Genomic DNA, 14,013 nt, shown 5'->3' with positions numbered 1-14,013 from the left:
ATGAAGCAGGACTTCGACCTTGACCGCTACGTGCGCAACTCGAAGGCGGTCGATCTGTCGGGGGTGGAGTGGGACACGATCCCGTCCTTCCCCGTCTCGGGGGCGGAGGCGCGCACGCTCACCTTCATGATGGACATCGAGACGCACACCGTGATGTACGCCCGCGACCTGCTCGCGACGCGGGCCGCGTTCGACCCGGAGATCACGGCGTTCATGAGCTGCTGGATCTACGAGGAGTTCTGGCACGGCGAGGCGTTCTCCCGGTTCCTCGGCGAGGCGGGCTTCACGCTGGCGCCCGACCGCGAGCGGGTGAACGTCCACTCGCCGTACCCGACCAAGGTCGCCCGGAACGAGCGGATCCGCCGCGCGCTCGGCCGCGGCGTCTACACCGGCCACCTCGTCTCGATGGCCGGCTCCGCGCTGACGAAGGACTTCGTCGCGATCCAGATGACGTGGGGCGCGATGAACGAGCTCAGCGCCATCAACAGTTACCAGTCGATGATCGAGAAGAGCGAGAACCCGGTGCTCCGCGACATCCTGCGGCGCATCATCAAGGACGAGCGCCGCCATTTCGCGTTCTACCGGGCGCAGGCGCGGCTGCGGCTGGAGCGCAGCGCGCGGGCCCGGCGGATGGCGCGGTGGGCGATGCAGCGCCTCTGGGCCCCCGTCGGGACGGGCCTGCGCCCGCAGGACGAGAGCGACTTCGCGCTCGTCTGGCTGTTCGGCGACGACGACGGCCTCGACCGGCTGCGCCGCCTCGACGCCACCATCGCGCAGCTCCCCGGTTTCGCCGGCGCGACCCTCGCGGAGGACGCGCGGCGACGTTCGCTGGAACGTCTCCCGCGCCACCGCATACCCCAGATGGCCTCCGACTGGGCGCTCGCCCACGCCGGCGTACACAGGGAGACACAAGCAGCATGAGCGAGACCCCCGCACACGACGGCCTCGCGGGACGCACCGTCCTGCTGACCGGCGTTACCGGTTTCATTGGGCAGGCGTTGCTGGAGCGCGTCCTGTCCCGGCACCCCGAGACTCGCGTCGTCGCGGTGCTCAGGGAGAAACCGGGCGTCACGGCGGACCAGCGGCTGGACGAGCTGGTCGACAAGCCGGTGTTCTGGCCGTGGCGGGAGCGGGTCGGCGACGACGCGGCCCGCGCCATCGTGCGGGACCGGGTGCGGATCGTCGCCGCCGACCTCACCGAGTCCGTGCCGGAGCTGCCGGACGACATCGACGTCGCCATCCACGGCGCGTCGATCGTGTCGTTCGACCCGCCGATCGACGAGGCGTTCCAGACGAACGTCGTCGGCACGGTCGCGCTGTACGACGCCATTCGGCGGGCCGGGCAGCGGTCGGGGAAGACGCCGCACATCGTGCACGTCTCCACGGCGTACGTGGCGGGGTCGCGGAAGGGGATCGTCCCGGAGACGACCCTCGACCACGAAATCGACTGGAAGACCGAGCTGGAATGCGCCGTGGAGTCGCGCCGGTCGGTGGAGCGCGACTCGCGGCGTCCCGAGGTCCTCGGACGGCTCCGCGCCGCCGCGCTCAAGGAGCAGGGCAAGGCGGGCCCGACCGCCGTCGCGGCCGACACCGAGCGCCGCCGCCGCGAGGAGGTCGACGACCGCCTGATCGCGTACGGCCGCGAGCGGGCCCGCAGCCTCGGCTGGCCGGACGTCTACACGCTCACCAAGGCCCTCGGCGAGCGGGCGGCGGAGCAGACGGCGAGCGACGTGCCGCTGTCGATCGTCCGTCCCGCGATCGTGGAGAGCGCCCTGGAGCTGCCGTACCCGGGCTGGATCGACGGGTTCAAGATGGCGGACCCGCTGATCCTCGCCTACGGGCAGGGCATGCTGCGGGCGCTGGCCGGGATCGCGGACGGCGTCGTCGACATCATCCCGGTCGACCTGGTCGTGAGCGCGCTGCTCGCCGCGGCCGCCGCGCCGCCCGAGCCGGGGACGCCCGCGTACTACCACGTCGGGTCCGGGGCCCGGAATCCGCTGACGTTGCAGCGGCTGGTCGAGCTCGTCCAGGAGTACTTCGACGAGCACCCCCTTCCCGGCAACGACGGGCGCGGCGCGATCCGTCCGCGCGAGCTGACGCTGCTCAGCGAGGGACGCGCCGAACGCATGCTCGGCACCGCGGAGCGCGCCATGGAGGTCGCGGAGAAGGCGCTGATGATGCTGCCGAGCGGGGACCGCACCCGCGGTTGGCAGCGCAACCTGTACAAGCAGGGCCGCGAGGTCCGGATGCTGCGCCGCTACCGCGACCTGTACGGGGCGTACGGCGCCGCCGAGGTCGTCTACGCCGACACGGCCACGCTCGCGCTCGACAAGTCGCTCGCGACCGGCGCGGGCTGCGACTCGGCCGTCATCGACTGGGCGCACTACCTCCGCGACGTGCACTGCCCGGCCGTGACCGCCGCGTTCCGCCACGTGCAGGCGCCCGCCCCTAAGCCGCGCCCGATCGGGACCTCGGCCCGCCCCGCACCGGCGCCCGCCGCGTTCGAGGAGCGGAGCGACGTCGTCGCCGTGTTCGACCTCGACGGCACGATCGTCGCGTCGGACGTCGTCGAGGCGCACCTGTGGGCCCGCCTGCTGGACGCCCCGCTCAAGGCTTGGCCGACCACGCTGCTGCCCGTCCTGCGCAAGGTCCCGCATTACCTGCGCACCGAGCACCGCGACCGTGGCGAGTTCTTGCGCGAGTTCGTCAAGCGCTACGAGGGCGCGAACGAGGAGCAGCTGCGTGAACTGGCCCGCGACCGGCTCGGGGACGTCCTGCTGCGCCGCGCCTGGCCGCAGGCGATCCGCCGCATCCGCAACCACCGCGCCGCTGGCCATCGCACGATCCTGCTCACCGGCACCCTGGACGTCTTCGTCGAGCCGCTCCGCACGCTCTTCGACGACATGCTGGCCGCGCACCTGCGCGTGGTCGACGGACGCTGCACCGGCAGTTTCGAGCAGCCGCCGCTCATCGGCGAGTCACGCGCCGCCTGGCTGCGGGCCTGGGCCCGCGACGAGGGCGTCGACCTGACCGGCAGCTGGGCCTACGGCGACCACTACTCTGACCTGCCGGTCCTCCAGCAGGTCGGGAACCCCGTGGCCGTCAACCCCGACGCCCGCCTGTACCGGCACGCCAAGCGCCAGCGCTGGACGATCGCGGACTGGGACGGCGACTCCGGCGCCGTGTCCACCCTCCTGGACGCCGCCTTGGAGGGCGCTTCTCAGAAAGGTGGGGTCCGATGATCCTGGCGCTGGAGTACCACCGCTCCCCCGCCCGCTACCTGGCCGCCTCGCGGCTCCCGGGACGGCTCAAGTCCGCCGCCGTCCCGTCGCTGGCGCCGCTGCGGCTGACGTCCAAGCCGCCGCCCGGGACGCCGGGACCCGGCTGGGTGCGGCTGCGTCCCGTCCTCTCCGGGATCTGCGGCTCCGACCTGTCCATGGCCGCCGGGAAGGTGTCCCCGTACCTGGCGCCGCTGACCTCGATGCCGTTCGTGCCCGGCCACGAGATCGTCGCCGAGCTGATGGACTCCGCCGGCCCCGACATGCCCGCCGGGACCCGCGTCGTCCTCGACCCGGTGCTGCCGTGCCGCGCGCGCGGCACCGGCCCGTGCCCGCCCTGCGCTGAGGGCAACGAGAACCGCTGCGACCACGTGAACGCGGGACGGATCTCCGCCGGCCTCCAGACCGGGTTCTGCGCCGACACGGGCGGCGGCTGGTCCGAACGCCTCGTCGCGCACCACAGCCAGCTGCACCGCGTGCCGGAATCCCTGCCGTCCGAGCGGGCCGTGCTGGCGGAGCCGCTCGCGTGCGCGGTGCGGTCCGTCCGCCGGATCGACGTGCCGCGCGGGACGTCCATCGTCGTGGTCGGCGCCGGGACGGTCGGCCTGCTGACCGTCCTCGCGCTGCGCGAGCTGACCCCCGCCGGCCCGATCACGGTCATCGCCCGCCACGCGGGCCAGCGGCGCCGCGCCAAAGCCCTGGGCGCCACCGAGACGATCGACCCGTCGGCCGCGCTCCGCGGGTTGCGGCGTATCACGGGCGGCTCGCTCGTCCGACCTGAACTGGGCCCCGGGTACCTGCTCGGCGGCGCGGACATCGTCGTCGAATGCACGGGCGGCGAAGGGCTCGACACGGCGCTGCGGCTCGTCCGCGCGGGCGGGACGGTGCTGCTGTCCGGCATGCCCGCCAAGCCCGTCGACCTGACGCCCGCCTGGTACCGGGAGCTGAACATCGTCGGCTCCTACGCCAGCCGCGGCGCGGACGACTTCCAGGCCGCGATCGACCTGGCCTCCCACGACGCGCTCGGCGGCTTCGTCGACAGCGTCTACCCCCTCACCCGCTGGCGGGACGCGCTCTCGCACGCCCTGTCCGCCGGACGCTCCGGCAGCGTCAAAATCGCCTTCGACCCCCAGAACGGGGACAGACCCTCGCTTGGCGAAACCCCCGACCACCTCGATCGCGAAGGAGCCGTTGGATGAGCAGACCGGGACTCGTGCTGGAGGTGGACGAGCGGACGCCCCCGCTTCTCGTGCACGAAGGAGAAGGGTTCCGGCTGGAGCGGTTCCCGCTCGGCACCCGCGTCATCTATCCGCCGGACTCGCTGCCGGGCGTCCGCGACGTGACCGGGCGGATCCGCGACGCGCTGCTGAACCCGCTCGGCAGCGAGCCGCTCCCCGAGCTGCTGTTCTCCGGCATGCGGCTGACGATCGTGTTCGACGACCTGTCGCTGCCGCTGCCGCCGATGCGGGCGCCGGACGTCCGCGGCCGGGTGATCGAGCAGGTGCTGGAGCTGGCCGCGGCCGCCGGGGTGGACGACGTCGAGCTGATCGCCGGCAACGCGCTGCACCGCCGGATGACGCCCGCGGAGATCAAGCACATCGTCGGCGAGCGGGTGTTCAACTCGTTCTGGCCGGACAAGCTCGGCAACCACGACGCCGAGGACCGCGACAACCTCACCCTGCTCGGGCAGACCCGGCACGGCGAGGACGTGGAGATCAACAAGCGGGCCGCCGAGAGCGACCTCATCGTGTACGTGAACATCACGCTGGTCGCGATGAGCGGCGGCGCGAAGTCGGTGTCGGTGGGGCTGGCGTCGTACAAGAGCCTGCGGCACCACCACAACGTCCACACGCTGCGGGAGTCCCGCTCGTTCAACGATCCGCCGAACTCGGCGATGCACCACTCCTACGACCGGATGCACAAGCTGCTCTCCGAGTCGGTGCGGGTGTTCCACATCGAGTGCACGGTCAACAACGACCAGTTCCCGTCGCCGTTCGAGTTCCTGAACAAGCGCGAATGGGAGTGGACGCTCAAGGACCAGGCGAAATTCCTCGCCGGAAAGCGCGCCAACGACCTGGCTCCTGCCACCGCCCGGCACCGGGTGTGGCAGAACATGCGCGCGCCTTACGGAATCACCGGGGTGCACGCGGGCGCGACGGACCTCGTCCACGAGAAGACGCTCGCGAACGTCCACCGGCAGCAGCTCACCGAGGTGCAGGGCCAGTCGGACGTCCTCATGCTGGGCCTGCCGTACCTGTGCCCGTACAACGTGAACTCGGTGATGAACCCGATCCTCGTGTACAGCCTGGGGCTCGGCTACTACTTCAACATGTACAAGAACAAGCCGCTGGTCCGTGAGGGCGGCGCGCTCATCATGTACCACCCGATGAAGTCGGAGTTCCATCCGCTGCACCACCCGAGCTACATCGACTTCTACGAGGAGGTGCTGACGCAGACGACGGACCCGGCGACCATCGAGACGAAGTACGAGGAGCAGTACGCCACCGACCCCTGGTACGTCCACCTGTACCGGAACTCGTACGCCTACCACGGCGTCCACCCGTTCTACATGTGGTACTGGGGCGCGCACGCGCTGTCGCACCTCGGCGACGTCATCTGCGTGGGCGCGGACCGCCGCGTCGCGTCCCGGCTCGGGTTTCGCGCGGCCAGCACCCTCGCGGACGCGCTGGAGATGGCGGGCGAGACCGTCGGACGCAGCCCGTCCCTGACTTACCTGCACACCCCGCCGATGACGCTGGCGGACGTCCGATGAGCGGCGGCTCCGGCAAGCGCGGCCGGATGAAGCTCGCCGAAGAGGTCCGGCTGCTGCGGCGCGGACGCGACTGGCGAGGACGGGCCCCCGCGCCCCGGTCGGCGCAGCCGTGGCAGGAGGTCCCGCAGAGCCGCCCGTTCCCGACCGAGTGGGCCCGGACGCCGCTCGCCATCGCGGCCCGGAAGGTCGCGTTCGACGGCGTGCTCAGGACGGTCACGTGGAGCCAGACCCGTCCCGAGATCCACGGCGCGGACGTGCTGGACGAGCTCAAGGGCCCGGTCGTGTTCGTCGCGAACCACGCGAGCCACCTGGACACGCCGCTGATCCTCGGCTCGCTGCCCGCCCGGATCCGCAGCCGCGTCGCGGTCGCCGCGGCGGCCGACTACTTCTTCGACGCCCGCTGGCGCGCGGTCGCGACCGCGCTGACGTTCAACGCGTTCCCGATCGAGCGGCGCGGCTCAGGCGGGGCGCTCGACCTGGCGTCCGAGCTGCTGCAGGACGGGTGGAGCCTGCTCATCTACCCGGAGGGCACCCGCTCCACGGACGGCTGGGCCCGGCGGTTCCGGATGGGCGCGTCGCTGCTGTGCCGCGATCAGGGCGTCCCGGCGGTGCCGCTGGTGCTGCGCGGCACGTACCAGGCGATGCCGCGCGGCGGGTTCTGGCCGAAGAAGGGCCGGCCGGTCGTGTCCGTCCGGTTCGGCAAGCCGCTCGACCCGGGCCCGGACGAGTCGACGAGCGCGTTCAACGCCCGCCTTGAGGACGAGATGGGCCGCCTCTGGGTCGAGCACGACGAGGACTGGTGGACGTCCCTGCACGCCCCCGACCGCCGCCGCGCTCCCCGCGGCCCGGACGCGTCCGAATGGCGCCGCAAGTGGGAGTCGACCCGTCCGGAGGCACCGTCGTCCAGCCACCACCGCATCTGGCGCCGCCGCTGAGCGTGGGCGCCGCCGGCCAACGGCGTCCGGCGGCGCCCCTTCCAAGCGTCTAGGCGGTCTCGCCGAGGACGACCTGGGTCACGTTGGGGAAGTCCCCGAAGATCTTCGTCCCGGCGCCGAACCCGTTCCCGGTGACGGTCATCGACGGCATCGGCCCGAACGCGGTCGCCAGCGTGACCAGCAGCGCGGTGCCCGTGGGGGTGGCCATCTCGGAGTCGATGTCGTGCCCCTGGATCGGCGCGCGGGCGCGCGCCAGCAGCTCGACAACCGCGGGACCCGGGTTCGGGATCAGCCCGTGACGGCACCGGATGAACCCTCGTCCGACCGGTATGGGCGCGGCGCGTACCTCGTCCACGCCCAGGGTCTCAAGCGCGGCGCACGTCCCGACGATGTCGACGATCGCATCGTGCCCGCCGACCTCGTGGAAGTGCACGTCCTCGGGCGGCATGCCGTGGACCGCGCCTTCGGCTTCGGCGAGCGTCCGGAACACGGTGAGGGCCCGCTCCCGCACCCGCCCCGGCAGCGGCGCGGCGGTGACGATCTCCTCGATGACCGCGTGCGTACGCGACACGGCGTCGTCCTCGACGTCCACGATCGCGCGGGTGGCGGCGATCCCGCGCCGCGACACGCGCTCGACGTCCAGGGACCAGCCGGGGACGTCCAGCCCCTTCAACATGGCCCGCACCTCGCCGAGATCGGCGCCCGCGTCGAGCAGCGACCCGAGCGCCATGTCACCGGCCACCCCGGCGAAGCAGTTGAAATAGGCGATCTTCGTCATCTGAGCATCCTTCGCGCTAGTACCGCGGCTCCGAGCCCGTCGTCGATTCCGGTGACGGCCAGGCCCGGCGCCCCGGAGTTCAGCAGCGCGGCCAGCGCCGCGAGGCCGCCGCTCGAACTGCCGTAGCCGACGCTGGTCGGCACCGCGATCACCGGACGGGACGTCAGCCGCGCCGTGACCGAGGGCAGCGCACCGTCCATCCCCGCCGCGACGATGAGGAGCCGCGCCTCGACCAGCCGCTCCCGGACGGCCAGCAGCCGATGCAGCCCCGCGACTCCCACATCGGCGATCAGCGTCGTGTCCAGCCCGAACGCGGTCGCCCCCGCCAGCGCCTCCTCCGCCACCGGCAGGTCGGCCGTCCCAGCGGACACGACGGCGACGGGCACCGCCACCGAAGGCCGCGGACGCGTGAGCACCACCAGCCCAGACCGCGAATGATGGACGGCCCCCGGCGCAGCCTCCTTAGCCGCCTCGTACTGCTCGCGCGAAGCCCGCCGCAGAAACGCGACCTCGGCATCCCGAGCCAGCAATTCTTTAACGCGCTGCCGCACCTGGTCTGGATCAAGCTCAGCGGCTTCAGCCACGGCGACGATCGGACGGCTCATGACCCCGCCGCATTGACGAGATGGGCCGCATACCCGGCCCCGTACCCGTTGTCGATGTTGACCACGACCACGCCAGGCGAACACGAATTCAACGCCGAGAGAAGTGCGGCCTGCCCGGCCTGATCCCCGCCCGCCGACGTGGGTAGCGCGACGACCATGCGATCCGTCAGCCCGGACACAAGCGTCGGCAGCGCGCCGCCCGTCCCGTCCGCGACGACGAACACTCCGGGCGCGTCCTGCTCGCGGAGCCAGTCGGGCAGCGCGGCCGGATCGTGGACGGGCGCGTCATAACGCCGGACGACCCGGCTGCCCATCGCCTCCGCGACCAGCGCGGCCTCCTCGGCGGCGGCCTCGTCCTCCGGACGGCCGCACACGATCTCGACGCGTCCCGTCCCGGACACCGCGACCGGCGCCAGCACGGCCAGCCTGGCGCGCTCATGCACCACGGTGCCGGGGAAGGCCGCCCGCAACGCGTCCAGCGTCTCCGCATCCGCTCGCGTGGCCAGCACGTTGACCGCACCAGACCCGATCAGGCTCTCCGCGATCGCCACGACCTCAGCGACCGTCTTGCCCTCGCAGTACACCGCCTCCGGATGCCCGCGCCGCCGCCCCCGCCCGATGTCGACGCGCGCGAACCCCAACTCGTCAACCGTCATGACGCCCGCACCCGGGGAAGCCCGAGAACGGCGTTATGACTGCCCTGCCGATAAGGCTCCAGGTCAAGCGTCACATAACGGAACCCGGCGCTTTTCAGTAGCGCGACGATCTCGCCCGCCCGCTCCGCCGCGCGTCCGATGTCCGCCGCCTCCACCTCGATCCTGGCCAGATCGCCGCCCTGGTCGCGGACCCGCAGCCGTCCGCCGAACCCGGCGCGGCGGAGCGCGTCCTCGGCGTCCTCGATCCGGCGCAGCGCCTCCCGCGTGACCGGCACCCCGTACGCGAGCCGCGACGACAAACACGCCGAAGCGGGCTTGTCGGACGTGGGCAGCCCAAGCTCCCGCGCCGCCTCCCGGACGTCCGCCTTGCTCAACCCCGCGTCCACCATCGGGAACCGCGCCCCGAGCCGCCGCGCCGCGCTCTGCCCCGGCCGGTGATCGCCGAGGTCATCGGTGTTCACGCCCAGCAGGACGGGCCAGTCCCCCGCCTCCGCCGCCACGGCGGTGAGCACCGACACCAGCGCCTCCTTGCAGAACCGGCACCGATCGCCACCGTTCGCCGCATACCGCTCGTCGTCCAGCTCCTGCGTCTGCACGACCCGGTACCGCATCCCGAGCCGCTCGGCCTGCGCGCCGGCCTCCGCCAACTCGGCCCGCGCGAGCGAGGGCGAATCGGCCGTGACGGCGATCGCCCGGTCTCCCAGCTCCTGATGCGCGAGGTAGGCGAGCAGCGAGCTGTCCACCCCGCCCGAGTAGGCGACGACAGCGCCTGGCAGCGCGGCCAGCGCCCCGCGCAGCGCCGTGACCTTGGGCAGCGCCGTCACCTTGGGCAGTGCCGTCACGTCCGGTGAAACGAGGCTGTGGGCCATGCGATTCTCCTTCGGCGTCGTCGTCCTCCGGCTCGTGAGGCTAGACGGACGGACGCCATCGGCGAATCCGTCATCCGACGGGCGACTTCAATCTGCCCCCTGACATGGCACGACATCCCCCAGGCCGACCGCGTTCGGGACGCGGTGTCAGCGAAGGTAGAGCAGGCCGTCGATCGCGACCGTGGGACGCCCCGACGTGCCCGCCACAACGATCTTGATGGTGTGCTTGGCGCTGGAGCCCCAGGTGCGCGTCCACAGCAGCTGGCGGTAGGCGGTGGTCGAGGCCCCGGTGTCCAGCGTGGCGACCTTGACGCCGTCCGAGTAGATGTACACGGCGCCGAACCTGGCCGCGCGCGTGAAGATCAGGCCCACGTTGCGGCCGGTGAACGTCCAGCTCGCGCTCGCGCCCCGGTAGGGGCTGTAGAGGCCGCGCCCGCCGTAGTAGGACGAGGTCGTCGCGAGCTTCCAGGTGCCCGTGCGGGACGCGGACCCCTCGCTGATGCCGCCCACGTAGCGGCTGATGGCGCCGGTGGCGGTGTTCCCCGCGGCGTCCGCGGCGGTCAGCGACCACGACTGCGTCGCGCCCGGCTTGGCGTTCGCGGACCAGCTCGTCGCGGTCGTGGCGAAGCTCTGCGCGGACGGGGACGTCGCCTTCAGCGAGCTGAGCAGGGTGTTGTCGGTGGCCTTCCAGCCGAGCTGGACGGGGTACGCAGTGGTATTGACCGTCGCCTTCCGCAACGTGAGCACCTGGGACGAGATGACGGGACTGGTCGTGTCCGCCACCACGGGGAAGACCGGGGACGCCGACGTGGTGCCGTCCTCGAAGGCGGCGTGCAGTTGCACGGCGTGCGTGCCCGGGACGAGGTTCACCGTGGCGGACTCGGCCCCGGACGCGGGCGTCGCGGCCGTGGCCCCGTCCACGCTGACGGTGTAGGCCGCGCCCTCGGACGGCGTCCAGTTCAGGGTGGCCGCGCTCTTGGTGTAGTAGCGGCCTCCGGTGGACGTCGCGCCGGTCATGGTCGCGGCCAGCGCCGGAACGGTGAGCTGCTTCGCGGCCGTCCGGACGGCGGGAAGCGCGGTGTAGAGCTGCTCCCCCGGACACAGGGTCGCGAACCCGTCGCGGTGCCCCGCGATCGTGTTGAACTCGACCTGCTGCCCGTACGGGTATTTGCCGCCGGTCCCGTCCGGGGCGGCGGCGGTCAGGGTCGTCTTCGCGGTGGGGTCGACGCCGGTCAGCCCCAGCTTCCAGGCGGCGGTCCTGGCGGCGCCGTCGAGCGCGGCCTTGGCGGGCGCGACACCGGCCGCGTCGGCGGTGTGGGTGCCGAGAACGGCGATCCCGGTGGTGTCGGTGTTGAACCCGTACGTGTGCGCGCCGTGGACGGGACGGTCGACGCCTCCGGCACGTCCCTCGAAGACCGTCCCGCACTTGTCGACGAGGAAGTTGTAGCCGATGTCGGACCAGCCCAGGCTCTGCACGTGGTACAGGAACACGGACTTGATCACCGCAGCGGACTGCTCGCACGTGTACGCGTTGCCGGTGTCGGTGTGGTGGACGAACGCCGCCTTGACGGAGCCGTCGTAGGCCGGCGGCTCCTTGACGATCGACTCGTCCGCCGCCCATCCGGTGCGCGGCACGATCGTCGGCTTGGGCGCGGTGAGCGGAGCCGCCAGAGGGGCGGTGAGCGGAGCCGTCGCCGCCGCCAGCCTCATCCCGGTTCCGGTTCCGGTTCCGGCTCCGGCTCCGTTTCCGGCTCCGGCCGCACGCGGCTTGGGCTGCGACTTCTTGCCCGTGTACGGGTCGACCAGTTCGACACGCAGCCCTGCGGGGAGGGTGCGGCCCTGCCCGGTGACGCGCACCTCGACGCCGTTGGACGGACCGACCCACAACCCGTTCGTGCCACCGCGTCCGCCCTTTTCGGGCGCGTCGGCCAGGTTCGGCTCCACGGACCGCCATCCCGACCAGGCGCCGGTGCGGGCGTCGCGGGTACGGAGCCGCACCGTCCCGCGGAGATCTTCCCTCGGCTTGTCCCACGTGACGCCCACCAGGCTGAATGGCTCCGTCCGCATCGGGGACAGCCCCACCGCCTTCCGCCCGTCGGCGGCGGCGAGGTCGCCGAGCGTGCGTGCCTGGACCCGGCCCGGGCCGGGTTCGGAGCGGGCCGTGGTCGTCGCCGTCGACTTCGCGGAAACCGTCCAGGTCACCGCTCCGGCCGCCACCACGGCGGCCACCGACGTCCCGATCAATGTGCGCTTGAGCATGCGTCTCCGTCCACTTCTTCCTCGATCAAGAAGCGCCATGCCAGCCGCGAACGTCACAAAGTCACAATCAGTACGCGGAGCCGCACGCTCAGCGCGGGCAAACGGTGCGCAACCGCTCGTTTCAGGACGGGTCGACGACCGTGCGGTCGCCGTCTGTTTCGTAGGCGACGACCTGGACGATCGGGAGGCTGGACGTCTCCGGGGGCGTGCCGCCGGTGCGCGGGCCGGGCACCACGAGCAGGGGCGTTCCGTGGTCCATCTTCATCTCGTGGGAGCCCAGTTCGCCGACCGTCTTCAGCCGCACGATGTCCGGGCCCGCCGCCGCCACCAGATGCCAGCGCCGGGGCGAGCGCCACCACACGGCGGCGACCGTCCCGGCGGACGAGGTGAAGTCGCTGTTCGTCCTGCCCCGCTCCGACAGCGCCCGCCCCTCGGCGGAGATCAGCATCGAGCTGCCCGGGGCGCCCCACGGCGAGGACGCGTCCACCGTCAGCAGCGTCGCCCGGCCGCCGCCGTCCGGCAGCTCGCCGCTCCACAGCCGCCCCAGCCGCAGATCGCCCGACTCGCTCAGCGTGGCCGCCCCCTCGCAGGCGACGGCGTGCAGGGCCGCCCAGCTGAACCGCTCGTCCCGCTCCGGCGGGCCGCGGAACCACACTCGCGGCGCCGCGGATCGCGGGTCGTGCGAGGCGAGCTGGGTGACCGTCCGGGGCCACCCGCCATTGCCCGGACGGAACGTCATCTGGAACACCAGGTAGTTCTGGCAGCGTGGCGTGAACCAGCGCCAGGGCAGCGGATCGGTCAGCCCGTCCTTGACGGCCACCGGCGCCCAGTCTGGAGACCGTCCTGACGGCAGCGCCGCCTGCACCTCCTGCAGCCACGGCGGGACGAGGTAGCGCCACGTCATGCCCAGCATGATGAGCTGCCCCGCGCCCGTCCCGAGCCTGCGGACCGACTCCACGCCGCGCGACAGCCGCCGCTCGAAGTACTGCGCCACGCTCGGCGTCTCCCGCAGGCCGGGTGAGTCGCGCAGGACGACGAGGGACGCACCGTCCACCGTCCCGGCGTACAGGACGACGACGCGTCCGTGCGGCGGGTCGTGCCGGTCGTCCCGCCAGGCGTCGGCGGCCCGGCGCAGCAGCCCGGCGTTGTCCCGCAGCTCGCCCTGCGCGGGCCATTCGTAGATCGTCGGCGAGCCGGTCCGCTGCCACGCGCGCGGGTCGATCGCGGCGGGCCCGCCGGACCCCTCACCCGGCGGTATCAGCACGAACCCGGCGACCGCCAGCACCACCGCCGCGAGCCCGCCCGCCAAGGCGACCCGCCAGGCACGCGGAACAGCAAGCGGCGGACGCAACCGGACGAGATCAGGTTCGAACGCCTCGATCTCGGCCCGTTGCGCGGCTTCGTCCAGGCCCGTCCGGTCGTCGACGGCGTCGGTGGCCCGGTCCACGTCCCGGAAGTCGGCCTGGAGGTGGACGCCCAGCTCGGCGGCTGCCTCGGGGGCGGTGAGCCCGTCGCGGTGCAGCAGGTAGGCGAGCCGCTCATGCCGCGACAGCTCAAGCAGCGCCGCCCGGACGGACTCTTTCGGAGTCGGCACAGGCTCGAAGAAGAGGCGCTGCAGCAGGGGCCGACCAGCAGGCGGGTCGGTGAGCAGGATCGCGACTAGCCGCGCCCGCATCGCCGGATATCCGCCCTTCCTGACCCGGGCCGCGCGGGCGGCGGCGCGGCGGGCGCGTGTGAGCGGTGCGTCGCCGTCGTCCAGCACCAGGTACGCGAGCCGCAGCAGGCCGGCGTAGTGCTCACGGTCCACCGTTCGCACCGGGCACCTCCCACCCGCATTGTGCGCACCCGCCGGTAACGGAC

The 14,013-nt window shown here is 72.5% G+C and carries 11 protein-coding genes; 5 read left to right on the top strand and 6 right to left on the bottom strand.

Annotation, left to right across the window (positions count from 1 at the left end; translation table 11 throughout):
- Genes ACH35V_RS00330 through ACH35V_RS00310 form a run of 5 tightly spaced genes read left to right on the top strand, consistent with a single transcriptional unit; the run spans position 1 to position 6,986 of the window.
- The gene (locus tag ACH35V_RS00330; RefSeq protein WP_395969437.1) at positions 1–921 is read left to right on the top strand and encodes a hypothetical protein; all 921 of its coding nucleotides are present in this window, start codon (positions 1–3) and stop codon (positions 919–921) included.
- Positions 918–3,242, top strand: coding sequence for an HAD-IB family hydrolase (locus ACH35V_RS00325; RefSeq protein WP_395969436.1), 2,325 nt, complete (start codon positions 918–920; stop codon positions 3,240–3,242). The genes ACH35V_RS00330 and ACH35V_RS00325 overlap by 4 nt, the downstream gene beginning before the upstream one ends.
- Positions 3,239–4,477, top strand: coding sequence for a zinc-binding dehydrogenase (locus ACH35V_RS00320; RefSeq protein WP_395969435.1), 1,239 nt, complete (start codon positions 3,239–3,241; stop codon positions 4,475–4,477). The genes ACH35V_RS00325 and ACH35V_RS00320 overlap by 4 nt, the downstream gene beginning before the upstream one ends.
- On the top strand, positions 4,474–6,051 hold the full coding sequence (locus tag ACH35V_RS00315) for a lactate racemase domain-containing protein (protein ID WP_395969434.1): 1,578 nt from the start codon (positions 4,474–4,476) through the stop codon (positions 6,049–6,051). The genes ACH35V_RS00320 and ACH35V_RS00315 overlap by 4 nt, the downstream gene beginning before the upstream one ends.
- Positions 6,048–6,986, top strand: a complete 939-nt coding sequence (locus tag ACH35V_RS00310; protein ID WP_395969433.1) for a lysophospholipid acyltransferase family protein — start codon at positions 6,048–6,050, stop codon at positions 6,984–6,986. Before ACH35V_RS00315 ends, ACH35V_RS00310 begins: the two co-directional genes overlap by 4 nt.
- A 49-nt stretch (positions 6,987–7,035) precedes the next feature.
- Here ACH35V_RS00310 and ACH35V_RS00305 read toward each other — a convergent pair whose 3' ends face one another.
- The 6 genes from ACH35V_RS00305 to ACH35V_RS00280 form a co-directional block, all read right to left on the bottom strand.
- Positions 7,036–7,764, bottom strand: coding sequence for a LarC family nickel insertion protein (locus tag ACH35V_RS00305; protein WP_395969432.1), 729 nt, complete (start codon positions 7,762–7,764; stop codon positions 7,036–7,038).
- Positions 7,761–8,369, bottom strand: coding sequence for a nickel pincer cofactor biosynthesis protein LarB (gene larB, locus ACH35V_RS00300; RefSeq protein WP_395969431.1), 609 nt, complete (start codon positions 8,367–8,369; stop codon positions 7,761–7,763). The genes ACH35V_RS00305 and larB overlap by 4 nt, the downstream gene beginning before the upstream one ends.
- On the bottom strand, positions 8,366–9,025 hold the full coding sequence (locus ACH35V_RS00295; protein ID WP_395969430.1) for an AIR carboxylase family protein: 660 nt from the start codon (positions 9,023–9,025) through the stop codon (positions 8,366–8,368). Before ACH35V_RS00295 ends, larB begins: the two co-directional genes overlap by 4 nt.
- Positions 9,022–9,894, bottom strand: a complete 873-nt coding sequence (gene larE / locus ACH35V_RS00290; RefSeq protein ID WP_395969429.1) for an ATP-dependent sacrificial sulfur transferase LarE — start codon at positions 9,892–9,894, stop codon at positions 9,022–9,024. The genes ACH35V_RS00295 and larE overlap by 4 nt, the downstream gene beginning before the upstream one ends.
- Positions 9,895–10,041: 147 nt before the next feature.
- Positions 10,042–12,153, bottom strand: a complete 2,112-nt coding sequence (locus ACH35V_RS00285) for a peptidoglycan recognition protein (protein WP_395969428.1) — start codon at positions 12,151–12,153, stop codon at positions 10,042–10,044.
- 121 nt (positions 12,154–12,274) lie between these two features.
- Complete coding sequence (locus ACH35V_RS00280; protein WP_395969427.1) at positions 12,275–13,969, bottom strand: hypothetical protein; 1,695 nt, start codon at positions 13,967–13,969, stop codon at positions 12,275–12,277.
- Positions 13,970–14,013 lie beyond the last annotated feature (44 nt).

Source organism: Actinomadura sp. 1N219 (assembly GCF_044326405.1).
Taxonomy (GTDB): domain Bacteria; phylum Actinomycetota; class Actinomycetes; order Streptosporangiales; family Streptosporangiaceae; genus Spirillospora.
The sequence above is the reverse complement of the archived record's forward strand: the minus strand, read 5'-3'. Positions and strand labels throughout refer to the sequence as shown.

Bases quoted from the DNA above. Each gene is read 5' to 3' on its own strand.
- ACH35V_RS00325 (WP_395969436.1), top strand. From the start codon at position 918: ATGAGCGAGACCCCCGCACACGACGGCCTCGCGGGACGCACCGTCCTG.
- ACH35V_RS00315 (WP_395969434.1), top strand. From the start codon at position 4,474: ATGAGCAGACCGGGACTCGTGCTGGAGGTGGACGAGCGGACGCCCCCG.
- larB (WP_395969431.1), bottom strand. From the start codon at position 8,369: ATGAGCCGTCCGATCGTCGCCGTGGCTGAAGCCGCTGAGCTTGATCCA.
- ACH35V_RS00330 (WP_395969437.1), top strand. From the start codon at position 1: ATGAAGCAGGACTTCGACCTTGACCGCTACGTGCGCAACTCGAAGGCG.
- ACH35V_RS00295 (WP_395969430.1), bottom strand. From the start codon at position 9,025: ATGACGGTTGACGAGTTGGGGTTCGCGCGCGTCGACATCGGGCGGGGG.
- ACH35V_RS00320 (WP_395969435.1), top strand. From the start codon at position 3,239: ATGATCCTGGCGCTGGAGTACCACCGCTCCCCCGCCCGCTACCTGGCC.
- ACH35V_RS00285 (WP_395969428.1), bottom strand. From the start codon at position 12,153: ATGCTCAAGCGCACATTGATCGGGACGTCGGTGGCCGCCGTGGTGGCG.
- ACH35V_RS00305 (WP_395969432.1), bottom strand. From the start codon at position 7,764: ATGACGAAGATCGCCTATTTCAACTGCTTCGCCGGGGTGGCCGGTGAC.
- ACH35V_RS00310 (WP_395969433.1), top strand. From the start codon at position 6,048: ATGAGCGGCGGCTCCGGCAAGCGCGGCCGGATGAAGCTCGCCGAAGAG.
- larE (WP_395969429.1), bottom strand. From the start codon at position 9,894: ATGGCCCACAGCCTCGTTTCACCGGACGTGACGGCACTGCCCAAGGTG.